Origin of the sequence: Faecalibacterium sp. Marseille-Q4137 (assembly GCF_017377535.1) — a bacterium.
Classification (GTDB): domain Bacteria; phylum Bacillota; class Clostridia; order Oscillospirales; family Ruminococcaceae; genus Faecalibacterium; species Faecalibacterium duncaniae.
The window spans coordinates 46638-64271 of sequence record NZ_JAFREK010000020.1 but is presented as its reverse complement, the minus strand read 5'-3'; the positions used below and the strand labels follow the sequence as shown (position 1 = coordinate 64271).

19 protein-coding genes and 2 pseudogenes are annotated in these 17634 nt (G+C 47.5%); 3 read left to right on the top strand and 18 right to left on the bottom strand.

Annotated features, from left to right (window positions below; all coding sequences use genetic code 11):
* Positions 1 to 70: 70 nt before the first annotated feature.
* The 18 genes and pseudogenes from J3353_RS09695 to J3353_RS09615 form a co-directional block, all read right to left on the bottom strand.
* Positions 71 to 775: a VanZ family protein gene (locus J3353_RS09695; RefSeq protein WP_022621592.1), complete on the bottom strand. Its 705-nt coding sequence runs from the start codon at positions 773 to 775 to the stop codon at positions 71 to 73.
* Between the two features lie 17 nt (positions 776 to 792).
* Positions 793 to 975, bottom strand: a complete 183-nt coding sequence (locus J3353_RS16325; RefSeq protein ID WP_005933783.1) for a hypothetical protein — start codon at positions 973 to 975, stop codon at positions 793 to 795.
* A complete protein-coding gene (locus tag J3353_RS09690; protein ID WP_035394374.1) occupies positions 972 to 1700 on the bottom strand; it encodes a DUF4366 domain-containing protein in 729 nt (242 codons plus the stop codon). Before J3353_RS09690 ends, J3353_RS16325 begins: the two co-directional genes overlap by 4 nt.
* Entirely contained in the window at positions 1690 to 1959 is a 270-nt protein-coding gene (locus tag J3353_RS09685; protein WP_207684749.1) for a DUF4315 family protein, read from the bottom strand. The genes J3353_RS09690 and J3353_RS09685 overlap by 11 nt, the downstream gene beginning before the upstream one ends.
* Before the next feature lie 31 nt (positions 1960 to 1990).
* Complete coding sequence (locus J3353_RS09680; protein WP_370569191.1) at positions 1991 to 3934, bottom strand: CD1108 family mobile element protein; 1944 nt, start codon at positions 3932 to 3934, stop codon at positions 1991 to 1993.
* Complete coding sequence (locus J3353_RS09675; protein ID WP_015529209.1) at positions 3922 to 4881, bottom strand: site-specific DNA-methyltransferase; 960 nt, start codon at positions 4879 to 4881, stop codon at positions 3922 to 3924. Before J3353_RS09675 ends, J3353_RS09680 begins: the two co-directional genes overlap by 13 nt.
* Entirely contained in the window at positions 4878 to 7307 is a 2430-nt protein-coding gene (locus J3353_RS09670; protein ID WP_069432101.1) for a VirB4-like conjugal transfer ATPase, CD1110 family, read from the bottom strand. Before J3353_RS09670 ends, J3353_RS09675 begins: the two co-directional genes overlap by 4 nt.
* Complete coding sequence (locus tag J3353_RS09665; protein ID WP_044477104.1) at positions 7255 to 7659, bottom strand: PrgI family protein; 405 nt, start codon at positions 7657 to 7659, stop codon at positions 7255 to 7257. The genes J3353_RS09670 and J3353_RS09665 overlap by 53 nt, the downstream gene beginning before the upstream one ends.
* 21 nt (positions 7660 to 7680) lie before the next feature.
* Positions 7681 to 8550, bottom strand: a complete 870-nt coding sequence (locus J3353_RS09660; RefSeq protein WP_032513415.1) for a VirB6/TrbL-like conjugal transfer protein, CD1112 family — start codon at positions 8548 to 8550, stop codon at positions 7681 to 7683.
* An 18-nt stretch (positions 8551 to 8568) separates the two neighbouring features.
* A complete protein-coding gene (locus J3353_RS09655) occupies positions 8569 to 8784 on the bottom strand; it encodes a Maff2 family protein (RefSeq protein WP_009906233.1) in 216 nt (71 codons plus the stop codon).
* 241 nt (positions 8785 to 9025) lie between these two features.
* A complete protein-coding gene (locus J3353_RS09650; RefSeq protein ID WP_162858247.1) occupies positions 9026 to 9193 on the bottom strand; it encodes a hypothetical protein in 168 nt (55 codons plus the stop codon).
* Positions 9194 to 9212: 19 nt separating this feature from the next.
* On the bottom strand, positions 9213 to 9380 hold the full coding sequence (locus J3353_RS09645; RefSeq protein ID WP_018112834.1) for a hypothetical protein: 168 nt from the start codon (positions 9378 to 9380) through the stop codon (positions 9213 to 9215).
* A pseudogene (locus J3353_RS09640) lies at positions 9373 to 10680 on the bottom strand (VirD4-like conjugal transfer protein, CD1115 family); the annotation flags it as partial. The pseudogene J3353_RS09640 and the gene J3353_RS09645, both read right to left, overlap by 8 nt.
* A gap of 105 nt (positions 10681 to 10785) precedes the next feature.
* Positions 10786 to 12603: a reverse transcriptase domain-containing protein gene (locus J3353_RS09635; protein ID WP_003504504.1), complete on the bottom strand. Its 1818-nt coding sequence runs from the start codon at positions 12601 to 12603 to the stop codon at positions 10786 to 10788.
* A 580-nt stretch (positions 12604 to 13183) separates the two neighbouring features.
* Positions 13184 to 13663, bottom strand: a pseudogene (locus J3353_RS09630) (type IV secretory system conjugative DNA transfer family protein); the annotation flags it as partial.
* Positions 13660 to 14142, bottom strand: a complete 483-nt coding sequence (locus tag J3353_RS09625; protein WP_069432335.1) for a PcfB family protein — start codon at positions 14140 to 14142, stop codon at positions 13660 to 13662. The pseudogene J3353_RS09630 and the gene J3353_RS09625, both read right to left, overlap by 4 nt.
* Positions 14143 to 14235: 93 nt before the next feature.
* A complete protein-coding gene (locus J3353_RS09620) occupies positions 14236 to 14454 on the bottom strand; it encodes a DUF5348 domain-containing protein (RefSeq protein ID WP_004611927.1) in 219 nt (72 codons plus the stop codon).
* A 24-nt stretch (positions 14455 to 14478) separates the two neighbouring features.
* Positions 14479 to 15453: a DUF6017 domain-containing protein gene (locus J3353_RS09615; RefSeq protein WP_018112837.1), complete on the bottom strand. Its 975-nt coding sequence runs from the start codon at positions 15451 to 15453 to the stop codon at positions 14479 to 14481.
* Between the two features lie 432 nt (positions 15454 to 15885).
* Between J3353_RS09615 and J3353_RS09610 the strand changes: the two genes are divergently transcribed.
* The 3 genes from J3353_RS09610 to J3353_RS09600 are packed head-to-tail and all read left to right on the top strand — an operon-like array spanning position 15886 to position 17505.
* Positions 15886 to 16566, top strand: a complete 681-nt coding sequence (locus J3353_RS09610; protein ID WP_156074448.1) for a DUF4417 domain-containing protein — start codon at positions 15886 to 15888, stop codon at positions 16564 to 16566.
* On the top strand, positions 16566 to 16958 hold the full coding sequence (locus J3353_RS09605; RefSeq protein WP_156074446.1) for a hypothetical protein: 393 nt from the start codon (positions 16566 to 16568) through the stop codon (positions 16956 to 16958). Before J3353_RS09610 ends, J3353_RS09605 begins: the two co-directional genes overlap by 1 nt.
* 4 nt (positions 16959 to 16962) lie before the next feature.
* Positions 16963 to 17505: a hypothetical protein gene (locus J3353_RS09600; protein ID WP_156074444.1), complete on the top strand. Its 543-nt coding sequence runs from the start codon at positions 16963 to 16965 to the stop codon at positions 17503 to 17505.
* The last annotated feature ends 129 nt before the right edge of the window (positions 17506 to 17634 follow it).

Sequence of the window (17634 nt, the reverse complement as noted above, 5' to 3'; positions counted from 1 at the left end):
ATTGCTCCTACAAGTGATTGTATAAAATTGTGCGATATGAAATAGTAAAATGATTTGACAAAACTAAAATTTATCCAATATTGAGTAAACTATGGATTACCCAAGGTTGAACTGTAACCATGATTATAAATGTGTAAATTGCAAACAAAGGCACTTCGACCATATCATTGACATTCTCAGATTGAAATTGTTTTCTTAAATTATTAGGCAAGACTTTTGATAGCAAATAATAAACCAAATATCCTAAACAGACTCCAACTGTATTTGTAATAAGGTCATTTATATCTGTTGAACCCCAACCAAACATCTGAACAATTTCAACAGATAAAGAGAACAGAAAACCAGTTAATACAACAGTCTTTATGTGATGATATTTCTTATACAGCAACGGCAGAAAAAATCCAAAAGGAACAAATAAAACAACATTCAGTATGGTATCTATTGGTCCACTTATCATACCGAGAAACGGAATCAGAGAAATCCTCGGACGAAATGATATTGTGCTTGTATAACCAATACCTGTTACGGTCAAAATCCCGAAAAGATAATAATAGAATAAAAATACAGCAGTAATATGGAGAAGGCTTTGCTTTCTTCCTGATTTTTTAAGGTATAAGAAATACAATATAAAAACTGGAACTATAAACACATATCCACTTATTGAGCGAATAAGAATATCAGAAATGGGTAACATATTTTTATCTCCTTTGCTTACTCTAAAAATTTGTTTAACTCTATCATTTCCTATGGTTGGAACAATTATATCATATTCCATATCGAAAGTACATCTTTTTATCGTTCCGGCTGTCGTTTTGCTTCAATCTTTCTAATGCAATACCCAACACAAGGGGACTGTCCCTTGTAAGGGCAGGAAGCGCAAGCCGGGGGATAAGGAACAGGCGGAGCATTATCACGCCGCCCGTTCGGTTTCTGTATCATCATCTTTTCAAAGGGATTGTCGGTAAACAGGGTCATAGGGTTTCTTCCTCCGTTTCTTCATCTTCGGGAGTTTCCCCGGTATCTGCTTCCGGCTCGTCCTCGTCGTAGTCCTCAAATTCAAAATCTTCAAGGTCGGTATCGCCCTTTACATTCTGCTTCGGCTTTAGAAACTTAAAGTAGTAGAACGCTGCGCCGCCACCAAGCAGGGCAAAGAGGACTAAGGCAAGCACCACACCGGGATTGCCGCCTTTTCCTTTCGGTTCTTCCGGCTGCTCGGTTGGTGTTGGGGTAGGTTCTTTGCCTGTGCAGCCTGTCATACTGGTAACACATACCGGGCAGGACGTGTTTACCTTTCCGGCTTCGCATTTCTCCGTACAGTTACAGATTTCCGGCTTTTTGGCAGCTTCGCCGTTTTCGGTCAGTGCCATAAGGTCGGCTTCGTCCACTTGATTTAGGAAATGTACGGTCTGTTCGCCCTCGGCGGCGCGGTCAATGAGGATATAGAAATAGTTGCCGCCTTTGGTGGTAACAGTGATAAGCTGCTTATTGCCGCCGTAATCGTCAACCAGTGTTGCGTTTCCCTTTGGGGTAAGGGGCGGCGTTTCCTCTTTTTCCTCCACAACTACGTTGCTGTCGTTGGTCGCGTCCCCTGCGGGCGGCTCTGTGGCTGCGCCCTGTGCATAGGCAGGGACAGAAAAACCGCCCATAAGGATAAGGGCGGCACAAAGGGCAGTCATGGTCTTTTTCAGTTTATTCTTCATCTGCATTTTCCTCCTGTTCTTCGTAGTCTGCCGCTTCGGTAGCGTGTGCGGCGTTCATGCCGGGAATACCGCTGCCGGACAGCATAGCGTTCAGTTCCTGCGGGGTCAGACGCATAGCTCGTACAAGCTGCACGATTTCAAGGTTTTCCGCTTCGGTTTTCTGCGCTTCCAGTCCTTTTAACTTGTTCTGATACTCTGTGATTTTCTCGCGGGTCTTTGCGATTTCCTTATTGATACGGTCGATTTTATTGTTTTCCATAGGTCATTTCTCCTTTCTTTTTGGGGCTGCTTTACCAGTTCATCAGCCCATAGCCTTTGATACATTGATAGTTAAGGTCATAGCTCTTTATCTTGCAGGCGTCGCCGGAATTGCCCTCAACGGTATAGACGCGGCTTCCGTCCCTGCCAAGCACAAGCCCCACATGGTCTGCAACACCGTCTAAATCCCAATCGAAAAAGATAGCGTCGCCCGGTGCGATATTCTCATAGCCCCGCGCGCCCCATTGTCCCCTTGACTGGAACCAAGGAACGCCCTGCCATTCGCAGCCTGCAAAGCGGGGTTCGCTTTTTCCGGCTTGATTGTAGCACCATGACACAAAGCAGGCGCACCATTCCACGCGGCTGTTAAAGCCATACCAACTCCAATAGGGATAACCGCCCACGTTTCCGACTTGCTGTTTTGCAAGCTCCATAAACTCCGGGTTTCCGGGACGTGTGCCGTTTACAAACTCCACGCCGCTTAAATCCTCGGAGGGGCTGCCGTCGGGAGAGCCGCCGCCAAAAATCAACGGTTTGTTGCCCTGTGTCTGTAAGTACACTTTGAACATTTCAAACTGCTGTGGGTTCAGCAGTTCTTCCGCAAGGGAAGCAATCGGCTTGTTTGTCAGCTTCACGTTCAAGATACGGTATTCGTATTCTTCCTCGTTGCCCTCCTCGTCGGTGGTGGTGCGTATCTCGATTTCTTCCGTCAGCGTCAAGGTGTACTGTAAGCCGAACAGCCGTTTTAGCTCTGCCTGTGCGCTCTGTGGGGTGTAGCTCTGTAAAAGGGCGGTCAGATAAGACGCAAGTTCGTGTGGGTTATGCCCGATAGTGTCAAGGTCATAGCGGTATTCATCATAGCCGCTGTGGGTGGTTTCGATATTGTCAATCTCACTTTGCAGTTCGTTTTCCATTGCAGCATAGCTCTGTTCCGTTGCCACAAGGTCGCTGTCCTCGGACGTGTAGGAAGTCCCTAACACGCTGTTCATGCTGCCGGAAAACATTGCCCCACAAGAGGAAAGCCCTACTGATACCATGATGAACAGAAGCAGCGCGGCGATAGCGATTATCACGCCCGCCGGGTGTCGCCCTACAAAGGCAGCCGCTTTCTTTGCTGCTGTCTGTGACGCTCCGGCGGTTGCTTTGGCGGTGGCTGCACCGCCTTTCTTTACAGTTTTTGCATACTGGCGTTTGATTTTTTGTTTCTGCATAAACCGGGAAAAGGGATTGCTTGTAAGCTGAGGATTTTCCTGCAAGACTTTGTGATACTGGAAGTTCACATTTGCCTTGAACGCTGCCTTTTCTGCCTTTGCTGCTTCCCGGTAGGGTTTCAGCTTATGGCTGCGGTAGCCCTGTTTGAATTTCCTTGTCCCGTACCTTGCGCCGCGCTCGGCAAGTTCCTCCGATTTGTGCGCGCCCTCCGCGCCGGAATTGTCTTTCTCGACGCTGTGGATTTTGTTGTGAACAAAAATACCCGCTTCCTGCGCGGGGCGGGATAACGGGTTGCTGTGGGCTTTGCCGCCGGGTATCGGCTTTTCCTGTTCCTCAAAGTGCAGGCGGGTCTTTGCCTTTCCTGCGGCTTCGTCAAAGGTGCGCTCCTTAACCAGTTTCTTTTGCTTTGGGATAGCTGCCTTTGCTGCGTCCAGTCGGTCAGCGGCTTTTTCCGATTTTTTGATGTAAGTTTCCAGTTCCGGCGTTGCCCGTTCTTCCTCGGTAAACTGTAAGCGGGAAGTGGAAGTACGCAAAGCAGTAGCTTCCTGCTCTTTTTTGACTTCCTTTTTGTTTGCTTTTCGGGTATGTGCTGCGTCAAGATGTTCTATGACGCGTTCCGCTGCGGCACTGTCCGGCTGTGAAAAGTCGCTGTCTGCTTCCCGGCTGCTGATACGCTCGGCGGTCTGCTGTGTTTCGTTTACCTCGATAAGCCCGTCGCGGGTCATTTTCTGTGTGATTTTATCGCGTGGTTTTAATTGCTTGATAGTCCTGCACCTCCAATCCGCGCCCTCGCAAGGGCGCAATATTCTGCATTTAATTCAATCCCGATATAATGGCGGTCAAGGCTTTTTGCTGCAAATCCTGTGGTTCCGCTTCCGAAAAACGGGTCTATGACAATCCCACCTTTGGGACAGCCCGCCAAGATACAGGTTTCCGCTAATTTCGGGGGAAAAGCTGCAAAATGCGCCCCTTTATATGGGACAGTGTTAATCAGCCACACGTCCCGCTTGTTCCGCGTGGTCGGCATGAGCGCGTCGTCATAGTAGCCACCGTCCCGCGGTCGGTTTAGTCCCTGCACCTTTCCTTGTCCGGGTATTTCCTGTGTGTATTTGCTGTTGGTGCTGCGCGCTCTGCGATACCGTTCTGCGGTAGTAGGTGCTAAGGGTTCTGCAATGGCGGCAGCGTCATAGTAATATTTCTTTTCCTTTGAAAGCAGGAAGATATGTTCATAGCAGCGGGTCGGGCGGTCTTTGCAGCTTTCCGGCATAGGATTTTGTTTTTGCCATATAATATCGCTCCGTAGATACCACCCCTGTTCCCGTAGGGAAAACGCCAAGAGCCAGGGAATACCGATTAAGTCCTTTTGTTTGCAGCCGGTAACGCGGCTGTTCCTTGCAATCCGCTGTCCGGTGCGTCCCTTTGGGTTTTTTGGGTCAGCATAGCCGCCTTTATTTCCTGTGCCGCAATAGGTGTCTGCGATATTCAGCCATAACGTACCGTCCTTTCTAAGCACCCGGTAAAGCTCGCGAAAAACAGAGGTCAGCCTGTCAATATACTGTTCCGGCGTATCCTCCTGTCCGATTTGTGCGTCAAGCCCATAGTCCCGCAGCGCAAAGTACGGCGGGCTTGTAACGCAGCAATGGACGCTTTCACTGGGTAATTCCTGCAAAGCACAAAGCGCGTCCCGGTTGATAATCACGTCTGTTTTCATAGGCTGCTCACTTCCTCCGGCTTCGTCGTCATAATGCGGTAAAGCTCGGTATCTTTCGGGAAATGGTCTACAAAGGGCAGCACCACATTTCCATAAAAGATAAGTCCCTCGCCTGCTTCGGTATGGGTTACATACTTCATCTGTTGCGGGGAGATATTAAGCTGCTTTGCAAGGATAGCCCGGTCGCCCTGCGCCTGATTGAGCATGAGGACAAAATCAGAGTTTTCAAAGATATTTTCCACCTCGCGTGAAGCAAGCAAGTCCTTAATATTCTGTGTGATAGCTGTCGGTATGCCGCCCCATTTACGGAAACGCTTCCAAATCTCCACACTGTAAGCTGCGGTCTGTTCCTCTTTTAAGAGCAAGTGAAATTCGTCCATATAGTAGCGGGTGGACTTTTTCTCTGCCCGGTTAATGGTAACGCGGTTCCATATCTGGTCTTGCACAATGAGCATACCTAACTTTTTGAGCTGCTTTCCAAGCTGCTTTATATCAAAGCAGACAAGGCGGTTAGAAAGCTCCACGTTGGTTCTGTGGTTGAATACGTTAAGGCTGCCGGAAACATACAGCTCCAATGCTGCGGCAATGCGGGCAGCTTCCGGCTCCGGCTGCTTTAACAGCTCGTCGTAAAGGTCGCCCAAGATAGGCATTTTCTCCGGGTCGGGGTCAGCAAGGTAGTCCCTATACACATTTCTTACAGCGCGGTCAATGACGGTCTTATCAACAGGCTGTAAGCCCTCCTTGCCGCCAATGACAAGCTCGCAGAGAGAAAGGATAAAATCGCTTTTCAGTGCAAGGGGGCTGTCGTCCTCGGAATAGTTGAGGTTCATATCCATAGGGTTCACATACTGGGGCGTACCGTCCATACCTTTGCCTGTCGGGGATAACCGTATCACTTGCCCGCCAAGCCGTTTTACAAGGGCAAAATACTCCGCTTCCGGGTCGCAGATAAAAATATCGTCGTCGGTAATGAGAAAAGCATTTGTGATTTCCCGCTTTGCCGCAAAGGATTTTCCGCTGCCCGGTGTTCCCAAGATAAGCCCGTTTGGATTTTTAAGCTGCTTGCGGTCGCAGAGTATCATGTTGTTTGACAGGGCATTTAAGCCATAATACAGGGCAGCCCCAGTCTGAAATAGTTCCTGTGTGATGAACGGGATAAAAATAGCGGTGCTGCTCGTCGTCAACCCTCTCTGAATAGGGATAAGGTTCTCCCCCAAAGGGATAGAGGACATCAGCCCCGCTTCCTGCTGATAGTCAAGACGGGTCAAGGCGCAGTTGTATTTCTGTGCAATGCCCGCCGCCGCGAAAATGTCATTTTCCAGTTTCCGCTTCGTGTCTGCCATGTTTACCACAAGGAACGTCAGCAGAAACATTCGCTCGTTGCGGCTCTGTAAATCCTGCAACAAATTCTTTGCTTCATTCCCAAAAGTGGCAAGGTCGGACGGGAGTATGTCAATATCGTAACCGCTTCTAACTGCTTTTTTCTGTTCCTCAATCTTCATCTTGTCAAGGTCAGTGATTTTGCGCTTAATGGTCTTGATTGCTTCCGACTGGTCGATACTTTTAATATGGAGATTGACAATAACCCCTGTTTCCAAGTCCAACATATCCGCTAAAATACGGTCGTTTAACTCCGGGGCAAGGATTTCAAGGAACGATACCGCCCCCGTTTTTTTCCCCATAGCAAAGTAGCGTCCCTCCCCGAACTTGAAAGAGGACGGGGCGATAAAGTCCTTTGTGGTAAGCCCTGTCGGGGTCAGCCAGTCATAGGAGAATGAGAACGGCTCGCCTGCCGGGTGGAATACCCCATGCAGCACCTTTAAGCGTTCATAGCCGGATAAGGGGTGCGCCGATACGCCAAGCACCTTGAAATTGTTGAGTACGTCCGTTTCGATACGGGAAAGCCGCGCCCTTGCCGCCGCCGGATTGTCCGCTTCAATGGAAAACGTGATGTACTTGTGCTTTACAAGCCCGTTGTTCCCTTTGGCAAGCTGCATTTTCAGCATATCGGAATATTCGGTGCGGATAGAGTTAAAATCATCATTTTGCGGCGGGATATGGATTGCCCGCGCTGCCTGTTCCTGCTGTGAACCTTGATTGATAAACGAAAGCTGCACATTTACGCTTGCGTCAAAGTAATTGAGAAAATCGCACCAGTTTTCAAAAATGGCGGTCTTGTCGTCTGCCTGTGCAAGCTGATAGTTAATGTCCTCAAAGGCAATGCTCTTTGAATATTTCCGCTGTGCCACTTTGCAGATACCGTCCGGGTACATGGCAAGGTAGGGAATGGTCTGCTGTGCGGTGTGGGCTTTGCCGTCCCCCTTTGCCTGCCGGATAACCGCCGCTATCTGTTTCTTTTCCGCGCGGGTCAGCTTACGCCTGTTTCCTGCGGCTTCCCGCGTCTTTTTTGTCTGTCCTTTTGACAATCGCTGATACCTCCTTTTCTAATGCCCGCTGTTTCTCCAAGAGTGCATATAGGTTTTCTGTCTGATATGGTCGCACTTTGGGGCGGGTAAATTTTGTCTGAATGATGTTCTTTATTACCACTTCAAGGGGCTGCCCATGCTTTTCATACATGGCAACCAAGAAGCAGGGAAGCATGACGACAATCATTACCATTGCCGCAAGGCTCGTCCCTGCGCTGTCTTTGAGCAAAAAGAAAAGCGGCAGTCCTATAAGAAGTGCCACTGAAAAACAAAGGATTTGCCGCTTTGTTAGATTGAAAGCGACTTTTGTTTTGACTTTGGATAGGTCTTTGGGTACAGGTACATACGCCAAGAAAAAACCTCCTTTCTGCCCTTAGTGGGCGTTGAATATGGATTTTGCCAGTGCGCCGGATTTGAACAGGGAGAAACAGAGGATAACGGTATAGGCTGCAAGGGAAAAAATCGCGCTGTGCAGATTGTCCGCTAAGACCATTTCGCCTACTAAAACCGCATAAATGCCGACGCATATCATAATGAGGAAGCCTTGAAAGCCCAGTGCAAACAGCCCCTTTAGGTAGTTGTTCCCAATCTGTCCCCATTCCCGGTTTGTCATGGTAGCAAAAGGGATAGGGGAAACAGAACAGTAGGCGTATATCTCAATCATTCTGCCGTAGAGGATAACGGTTATCAGTACGGACATGATTTTCATACAAAGGCTTACAAGGCTCGTTTCCATGACAAGTAACAGTAGTTCGGGGATTTCCATATCTTTTAGTCCCTCCTGCATGGCGGCAAGGGCTTCGGTTACGTCGATATTCGTATCGCCGCCGATTACCCCCGCCGCGCCGGATACAATATGCTGCGCCATATCAAACACCGCCATAGTAATATCAAAGGTATGTGTTACCAAGAAAACGGCAACAAAGGCTTTGAAAAACCACTTGAAAAACATAAATGTTTCTATGTCGTGCATATTGTTTTTTTCCGTTACCATGCTGATAAGCTCATAACAGAGGACATAGGTAATGACAAGCCCCGCAATGGGTACAATCACATTTTCCGACAGGTTTTGTATCATGCTGAAAATGTTTGCGTTCCACCCCTGCGGGGTCTTGCCTACCTCCGCTGCAATGGTGCCTACTTTTTCGTTTACGTCCCCGAACATAGTGGAAAGGTTGCCGTTAATGGCTCCGATAAGGATTTCTTTTATCCATTCGTTAATCGCTTCCAGTATGCTCTCCATAGGCTACCCTCCGTAATCTTATCCGAACAGACCGGAAAGAAGCGGTACAAGGATAGTGCCGATAAGGGCAACGCCGCCGCCCGCCATAAGCTGCTTAATGCCTTGTGATTTTGCACCCGGATTGTCGTTTCCATATCCCTCCAAGAGATTGATAACGCCCCAAATGCCTAAGCCTGCGCCCAGTGCGATAACAAGGGTCTGTAATACGTCGATAGCAGAGTTAAAAAATTCCATAAAGCTCCTTTCTGCCGCAAATGCGGCTTGCCCTATAAAAGGGCATAAAAAACGGCGGTCAGTTTTCAAACTGCCGCGGTCATAAGTCCCCGCGCTGCCTAAAGTTCTGCCGCGCGGCGGTATTCAGTTGTCAGTGTGGGCGATAGGAATTTTTGTAGGGGCGCGTATCATGCAAGTTGTCTTTTTCTTTGTTACTGCGTCAATTCCTCCTTTCTTTTCAGCCGGGAACACACATTTTTCGTCATTCCAAAAGATAGCTCCTACGCTGCATATACTCGGTAACGTAAAGGGTCTGTTCCCCTCCGCGTTCCTGCAAATACTCCCGCAGAGCGTTTTCTGCATTTTCTATCATCTTTGTAAAATAATGTTCACGACGTATATCATCAGTTTTTGTTTTCTGTCTGCTCATAGTATAACCTCCCGTAAAATCAAAGTTCCCGCCGCACCCGTTTCTGCTCATACAGGGCTTCACACCGTTTCACAAACTGCTGGATAGCTGCCTGCCGTTGCTGTTCCCGTCGCTCGGCAATGAAAACAAGCCCGTTTATGGCTTCTGTGATTTTCTTATCTTTTTTCTTCTGCATACGTCTATTCATGGTCGGTGTCCTCCTGCAAATCTGCTTCGCTGATTTCGTAATAGTCAAAGGGTTCGTCCGGCTTTACAAGGGCGGGTCTGCGCCTTAAATGCTTTTCCATATCAAAGGTATTTTTCTTGTCATAGTCGGAAAGATATTTATAGTTGGGGTGCTTTGTAATGTCATACTTATCAGAGAAGAACGGGCGTACCCCTCGTAGTTGTAAGATACATTTCCCGCCGTCCATGACTGCAATTTCATCTTCGGTCATAAGCTGCTTGCCTAACTTCTGATAGTTCAGCCCATGTGATACCTCACGCCCCCGGTTCTCGGAAGTGTTGAAGCTGTCAATGGTTTCTTTCCCCAAGATTTCCGACATTTCTTTGAGGGTGGTTTTCTCCTTGCCGCCCAAGAAAAGGGTGGTGTCGCAGTTGCCGGCTATGGTATCGGCGTTATCTTTGTATATCGCCTTTAGCTGCGACTGGCTTTGCAGAATGATTGAAGCAGAGATTTCCCGGCTTCGGATAGTGGCTATGAGCTTTTCAAACTTCGGTATCTGCCCGATATTTGCAAACTCGTCTAACAGACAGCGTACATGGACGGGCAGCCTGCCGCCGTATTCATCATCTGCCTTGTCGCAAAGAAGATTGAAAAGCTGCGTGTAAAGAATACTCACAACAAAGTTAAAAGTGTCGTCGGTGTCGCTGATAATGACAAACAGGGCGGTCTTACGGTCGCCTATGGTATCAAGTTCCATTTCGTCGGTTTCCATAAGGTCGCGCAGCTCTTTAATGTCAAAAGGGGCAAGCCGCGCCCCGCAGGAAATGAGGATAGAGCTTCTTGTCTTTCCCGCAGATAACAGGAATTTCTTATACTGCCGGACAGCAAAGTGTTCCGGGTCTTTTTCCTCCAACCGTTCAAACATAAGGTCAACGGGGGACTGAAATTCCGGGTCGTCCTCGCGGGCTTCACTGGCATTTATCATTTCAAGCAGCGTCGTAAAATTCTTTTCTTCCTCCGGGGCTTCGTACCAAATGTAGCCGATAAGGGCGCAGTAAAAGAGCCGTTCCGATTTTATCCAAAAATCTTCCCCTGCTTTTTCCCCGTCCCCTTTGGTGTTGGCAATCAAAGTATTTACCAGTTTCAAAATGTCTTTTTCGCTGCGGAGATAGGCAAAGGGATTGTATTTCATGCTTTTTTTGAAGTTTATCGTGTTCAGCACCTTTATCCGATACCCGCCCCGCTGTAAGAGCTTCCCGCACTCGACTAAAACCGTTCCTTTCGGGTCGGTTACAACGTAGCTTGAGTGCATTTGCATAAGGTATGAGGTAGGCACCCTGCGCCTTGCTGACTTTCATCAGTAGGTTTCAGGGAGCCGCCTCCCAAACCGGACGTACACCTCTCAGCGTATCCGGCTTTCCATGAATCACCTTGATTCTTTGGTTTCGTGTAAGAGTTCAAAGCAGTCAGGGCAGAGAGCCAGAGATTTTCTTCTCATTTTCAGCATTTTCTGCTCAAATATATCCCTGCCTTTCAGCGATTTCAGCGTTCTTACGTGGTGCATACATAAATAGTCTGCATGTTCCCCGCAAATCTCGCATACTCCGGCTTTTATGCGGTTTACTATCGTGTGCCTGCTGTCATATTTCCTATAACTCGGCATAACGTCTGCCACATTGTCATAGCCGTCGCTGTGCTTTCTGAATCCATCATGGTAAAATTCGCAGTATTTACGTCCCTTAGTTGTATCGTATGGGATTCTCAGTACTCCGTTTACCATGTGCCGCTTCTTAATAACACTGACATTCGTTCTGTGCTTTCCTGCCAGAGTTTTTAACATGCTGTACCGCACCATGTAGTAATACTTGTGCAATGCGCCTACGTTTTCTGCTATCCGATAGAAGTTATATAACCCTCGAATTTCGGAATTGAAAGTAGACACAATCTCTGCGTCGCTGCGGTTCATCAGGTCTTTCCTTGGCATAGGCCGCCACATTTCTTTGCCTGTGTCATTGTTGCGTTTCACCTGTATCGCTCCCCGTTCCATCGCTTTTTTAATCCATTTTTCTTTCGGCATATACAGGAATACTTTTCCATACCACACCCGTTTCATGTCGCCGTTTTTACAACGCTTCATGTTCTTGGAATGGATTACTTTGAAATCGTACCCCAGATAGCGTACCGGCTTACTGGAATGGGTGACTTTCGTCTTTTCCTCGGACATTTCCAAATGCAGTTTTTCTTGGAGAAAGATTTTTACATCTTCCTTGATTTTTTCTGCGTCCTTTTTGGAGCCGATAACGCCGATTACAAAATCATCGGCGTAACGGTTGTACTGGATTTTCTTGAAGCCTTCCTCAAACGGATTGTAATAGTGCTGATTCATCTTCTTCCTTCTGGAATCCTTAAATTCTTTTACCAGTTCAGGAGTTGATTTTTCTGCGCCCATTAACGCTTTACGTGCCTTTCTGTATCTCCGGGACGCCCGCTCGTATTCTCTGGTCGTCCTTCTGCGTTCTGGCTCGCAATCATACTTTTCTTTGTATTCCTGCATATAGTTGTCCAGTTCGCTGAGGTAGATGTTTGCACATATCGGACTGATACCGCTGCCCTGCGGAACACCGGAGTAGGTGCAGTTGTACTGCCATTGTTCCATATATCCGGCTTTCAGGAACTTCCAGATTAGACCGATAAAAGCCTCGTCTGAAATCCTTTTCCGCAGTAATTCAACCAACACATGATGGTCGAAGTTATCAAAGCACGCCTTAATGTCTCCCTCGACAATCCATGTAACACCTGTGAAGTTTTTCTTCACTTGCGTAAGTGCCGTGTGACAGCTTCTTTTTGGTCTGAAACCGTGTGAATTGTTGCTGAATGTCGGCTCATAGATTGCTTCAAGAATCATTCTGACCACTTCCTGCACTAACTTATCATCAGTAGAAGTGATTCCCAACGGGCGAAGTTTCCCGTTCTTTTTAGGAATGTACTTTCTTTTTGCAGGCTTTGGCTGATATGTCCTGTTGCGTATGGATTCAATAATCCGGTTAATTCTCGGCAGGCTCATGTTGTCCAGCGTCTGCCCGTCTACCCCCTGCGTCATGCTCCCCTGCGATTTCGCAATGTTCGCATATGCAAGGAGATAGAACTCTGGATTGTATAGGTTGCGATATAATCTTTCATATTTGTAGTTACTTACACTTGCCTTTTCTTCAAGGCTTTTCAAGACATGAATCGGATTTCTCATAGTGTCTCACACACCATCCTTTCTGTTTTGAAAATGATTCACTGTTCCCCTTTGCCATGTAGACGGCTTTCCCGTCCGCAGACTACTATGGGAACTCTGTTGCCATGGTGAATATTCAGAACCCCGCATTTCAGCGTTTTCATAGCCTTTCGGCATTTCACTTTAGGCAATCCCCGTTTAGTACGGTATAAACAAGCGTTCCACGTTGTCGGTATGTGACGTTCGCCTTTTTCCACTTTCCCGTGGCTGAACCTGCTCCGAGTATCAGCAGCCGCATAGCCAAACAATGCGACTGTCAGGAACACTGACGAGTACAACCTCTCTACGTCAGGGGTACGCTCTTGGTCCCGATTTCAGGCTGTCATTCAAGCAGTCTAGCTTCCATCCTCATACGTGGATTTTCATTCCGTCACGCCGGCGCTTCTGAGGCTTCAGCGCCCCGTGTCCTCCGTCATGCTATGGTCGCCCTCCGGTTTCCCTTTTGGGGTAAGACGGGGAATGATAGGTTGCGGCACAATGCCGCTTGATACTTTTACCTACTACTTGCTCAAGGTAGGATTTATACCGCCCTTACGGGCGCACTGGGCTTTACGAAAAATCTCGTCTTGCCGCTGCCGCTTCCCCCGATAACAAGGATATTTTTATTCCTTGCATACTTTGGCTGCTTTGGGCGGCTGTTCATGGTAAGCCGTTCCGTCTGTGTGAGCAGCACGTTATTTTGAAATACCGGGTCGGTGTAGGGCTTTATATCTTCGGCGTTGCCCCAACGGGCAGAGCCGTATTCGATACCTTTCCGGTATTTCTTCGCATTCTTGCCTTTTACATAGACAATCAGCCGGATAAGGACAGCCCCTACAATACCGATAAGCAAATCCATAGGTGCAAGGCTCGGAAGCGGGTTTGCAAAGGCAGCGGAAAAGCCGTCTGCAAGGGAAAGCACCTTGCCGGACAGGTCAGCCCCCGGAGAGAGCCGCACCGCCTGTCCGATTTTGTCAAAGAGATAGACAAAGAGCAGATAGGGGGCATTTAGGATAAGCAGCTTTTTAAGTTCCGGCTTCATAGCGATACCTCCCTGTCCTTTTTCTTCACTTTTTCCCTCTGTGCGTTCAGAGCCGCCGCCTTTTCTTTGAGGGAAACAATCAGCTTGCGGATAGAGGGCTTTTGTTCCTGCGTCAGCTTCTTTGCGGAAAACTCCTTGAAAGCTGCGGTCAGTGCGTCCGCGTCCCGTCCCTTAAAAAACACAAGATAGCGGGGCGGGGTTTCGGTGCTGTCTTTCTTTAAGGCAAAGTCAATCCCGTATTTTTTCGCCGTACTCTCAAAGGCTTTGATATTGTCCTTTGTGATTTCAATGTTGGAAACGCCCGCGTTCTGCTTCATAAGCTGCTTTAGGGTCTGCTTGCCATGCGGGATTTTCTGTTTGTCATGCTGCTTTTTCATCTGTGCAAGCAGGGCTTTCATAGCCTTTTGGAGCTGCTGCGCGGTCAGCTTTCCGGTCTTGATGTAAAGGGCTATGGTCTTTTCGTTGGTTTCCTCCTGCAATGGGTGTCCTCCTTTCGTGTTCTATGGTGGTATGCCCGCCGCCGGGAAACGGGACGGGCATGAAAAAAGAGCATCCGCTTTCACGCCGCCCTGTTAAATCCGTACCCGCAGCCCGGAAAGGTCTGCCGCCCGAATACCCACAAGATACCAGTTGTCCCCGTACTCCATACGGGTCGGCTTCCATTTGCCCCGCACAAAGACCTCCATGCAGTCGCCGCAATGCAATCCCCCGTAATAGTCGTTTACGTCAAAGCGAATGTCGTAGCGGTCAGCGGTTTCATCAAAAATCAAAGCTCCTGTTTTCTGTGTCATCATAAAATCCTCCTTTGGGTTGGTTTACAGGCTTTCGCCCTCGTTGCAGGTGTAATCGGGTATGCCCTTGCTTCTTGCCGACTGGATAGTGCGCCCGCCGTACATATCGTGAGATACAAGGGACGTGTAATAGCTGCCAATCGTAGACGGAGCATTGAAAAGGGCAGCTTTCATGTACTGCTTGATGTTGCGGATTTTGGTGGTGTTTTCCTGCATACAGTCCAGTACAAAGCGGATATGTTCGCTGTTCAGTTTCATAAATTTTGCTTTTACAAGCTCTGCCGGGTGGTCGTCCCCGGCGATACGGATTGTTCTTCGTTTGGTGCAGACGGTTTCAAGAATAAGGGCAAGGATTTCCTCTATCCTGTCCCGGTCAAGGTATCTGTCCTGTATCAGATAGTCGTACTCGATATTGTCCTTGATGATTTCCTCATACACGCTGTATGCGTCTGTCGCTTCCTTTCGCTTCCGTTCCGGCAGCTGTGCCGCGTCCTCTAAGGGAGAGGGATTTAGGGAATGGAAAGGAATGGAATGGGTACTTGATATATCTGTATTTAATTTTTCTTTTTTTGGTAAGTTAGTTTTTTGTATCTCTTTATTTAATTGCGTTGGATTTTCCGACGTCGGGTTATCCGGTGTCGGATTTTCCAATATCGGCTTATCCGCTGTTGGATTTTCCAATACCGGACAATCCAATGCCGGGGGCTGTGGCTGTTCGTAAATGGTGTACTCAATAGCGGTCATTTTGCCTTTCTCGTCGCGTCCCTGCCGCCTTGTGATATATCCGGCTTTTTCAAGCTCCCATACAGCGGTGCGGATAGCGTCGATACTTTCCCGGTTGATAAGGGACAGCCCTGCAAGGGTGTAGTCCCAATCTTCGGGAAGTGAGAGCATTTGCGACAACAAGCCCTTTGCCTTTAGGGAAAGTTCCTTGTTGCGTAAATGGTGGTTGCTCATAACCGTATAACCTTTGTTCTTTTCCACGCGGAAAACTGCCATAGCTTCATCACTCCTTTGGTTGGATTTGTTACGCAGTAGAAACGCGGTTTTGAGGGAAAAGGTATCAACCCTTGCCTTTCTCATTTCCGCGCTCTAAGAGCCGCATAAATCAAGGCTTTATTTGCCCTTACTGCGTAACATGAGGGCATAAAAAAAGCAGCGTTCCTGTTCTCCTGTGTGGGAGTGAGAAACGCCGCCTTATAGGTGGTGCTTATTTTATTTTTTCTTTTCGACGTGCCGCGTAAGGTGGTGTAGTGGTTTATCCGGCAGCTTCGCAGGTGCTTTTGCATATCAAGGCTCAATTCGTTAAAAGTAGTAAATGAGTAGTAAAATCAATCTGCAAACCTGCGAATATGCCCGTAAATCAAGCATTTTTCAAGACAATCAACTAATTTGTAAGAAATCAAGACATTATAGGAGGTATCTGTTATAATGATGGTAAAGCGTAAAGCAAACCTTGATGATGGTTGCAGCCCGGAGTTGGTTGCAGGTGCGGTGTTTGACGGAGAACTCGAAATTCCTGTTATTCATGCTCCGGCAGAAATCGTAATTCCATCCGGCATCACGCCATTTTCCAAGCGGGAGAAAGCGATTGGAACCGATGAGGCCGTTGGATTTTTTGAAAAAGACCCTGTATTTTCCAAGGTTCTTATTAATCCCTCGTCTTATGTTGAAGATTTCAGAAGGTTCCGCTTTCTGCTGCCGGTTGATTGTTCTCTCTATCGGGACGCACCACTGGCTGTTCAGGTAGCGAATCTCTACCGTAGCAGAGCACTTGGCAGCTATTACCAGCGCAATGGCTGCAATGTTTATCCGCTGGTTCGCTGGGGCAACGAACTGACCTATACGACCCGGTACTTTCCAGAACGCATTGCTTTTCTTGGTATTCCGAAGCACAGCATTGTGTGCCTTGGAACATATGGCTGTATTAGCAGCCGTGAAGACAAGCACGAATACAAAGCTGGACTCGACGCGATGATGGATGCTTTGAACCCGAAGGTCGTACTTGTGTACGGTGCTATGCCTGATTCTGTATTTGGCGACTACCTTCGCTATGCAAAGTTTGTTTCGTTCCCAGATTGGACGAGCCGTATGCATGGAGGTGATTGCTAATGGGTGGTGGAAAGGGCGGACTGTACATAGGAACATATAATCCCAGTGATACAAAAACGGATTTCTGTACCTTTTCTAAAAATGTAGAGAAAGTTTCCAAAAAATATCCGCTGAATCCAAGTGGATATTTTGGAGAAAAGGGAAAGAACCATCGTGTGATTGTAAGTGACAATCCCATTGAAACCTCCGTGGACTTTTACAAAACTATTAGCTGTGGCGGAAAAGAGTCTCAGCTGTCTAACGGAAAAGGGGTCCAAACTGTTTTTGAAGATGGCACTCGGATTGTCTACCGGGTCATAACTTCTACGCCTGATAGTCCGGCTGTAGATATAACGGTTAACATTGAATCCCCAGTCAAAAAGCAAAAAATCCATTTCATCAGAAAGGACTAACACAATGGTACAGGCCAAATTCACATCTGAAATGATTGACTGCTTGAGGAAACTCATTGGTGAATCCTTCGTCAGTTATGACGGAGCTATTATGAATCAAACGGCTTATGGAAATCTACAGCTTAATACAGAGCATTTTTCTGTAGAACTTCGAAACGAGGTTCATCCCTTTTCTCTTTTTTCAGAAGTTGAAGATGTCTCTTGCTTTTCTTGTATCTTCAAAAGAGCGGGTACTATATTCGAACCGTTTTGTGAGGAACCGTGGAAAACAGTACCAATTAATGAAAAAATAACAGGAGTCTCCATTGTCAGCGATACTGTCATTGTAAACGATGATGAATACGCTATCACTTTTGATATGGCAGTTATCATTAAAACAGAAAAGCATCAATACTCCTTTTCCAGAAACTGGTTTTTCTCGGAAACAATAAACCTTTCTGTCGATAAAGGACTTGATGATGTTTATCCAATCAGTCGCGTTATTGCCGACTGGAACGACGATGGCAATCGACGAGTCTCTGTCCAACGCAGTATTGTTTCTCTGTAATGGTCCGTTGGCTAGATACCTTCAGCTTTCTGTTTTTAATCGAACAGACACTTCACATTGCGACGTAATCGAAATCAGGCATGTTGACAGGAGCCTCCTTCTGAGTCTACTGAATAGCAACGAAATTCC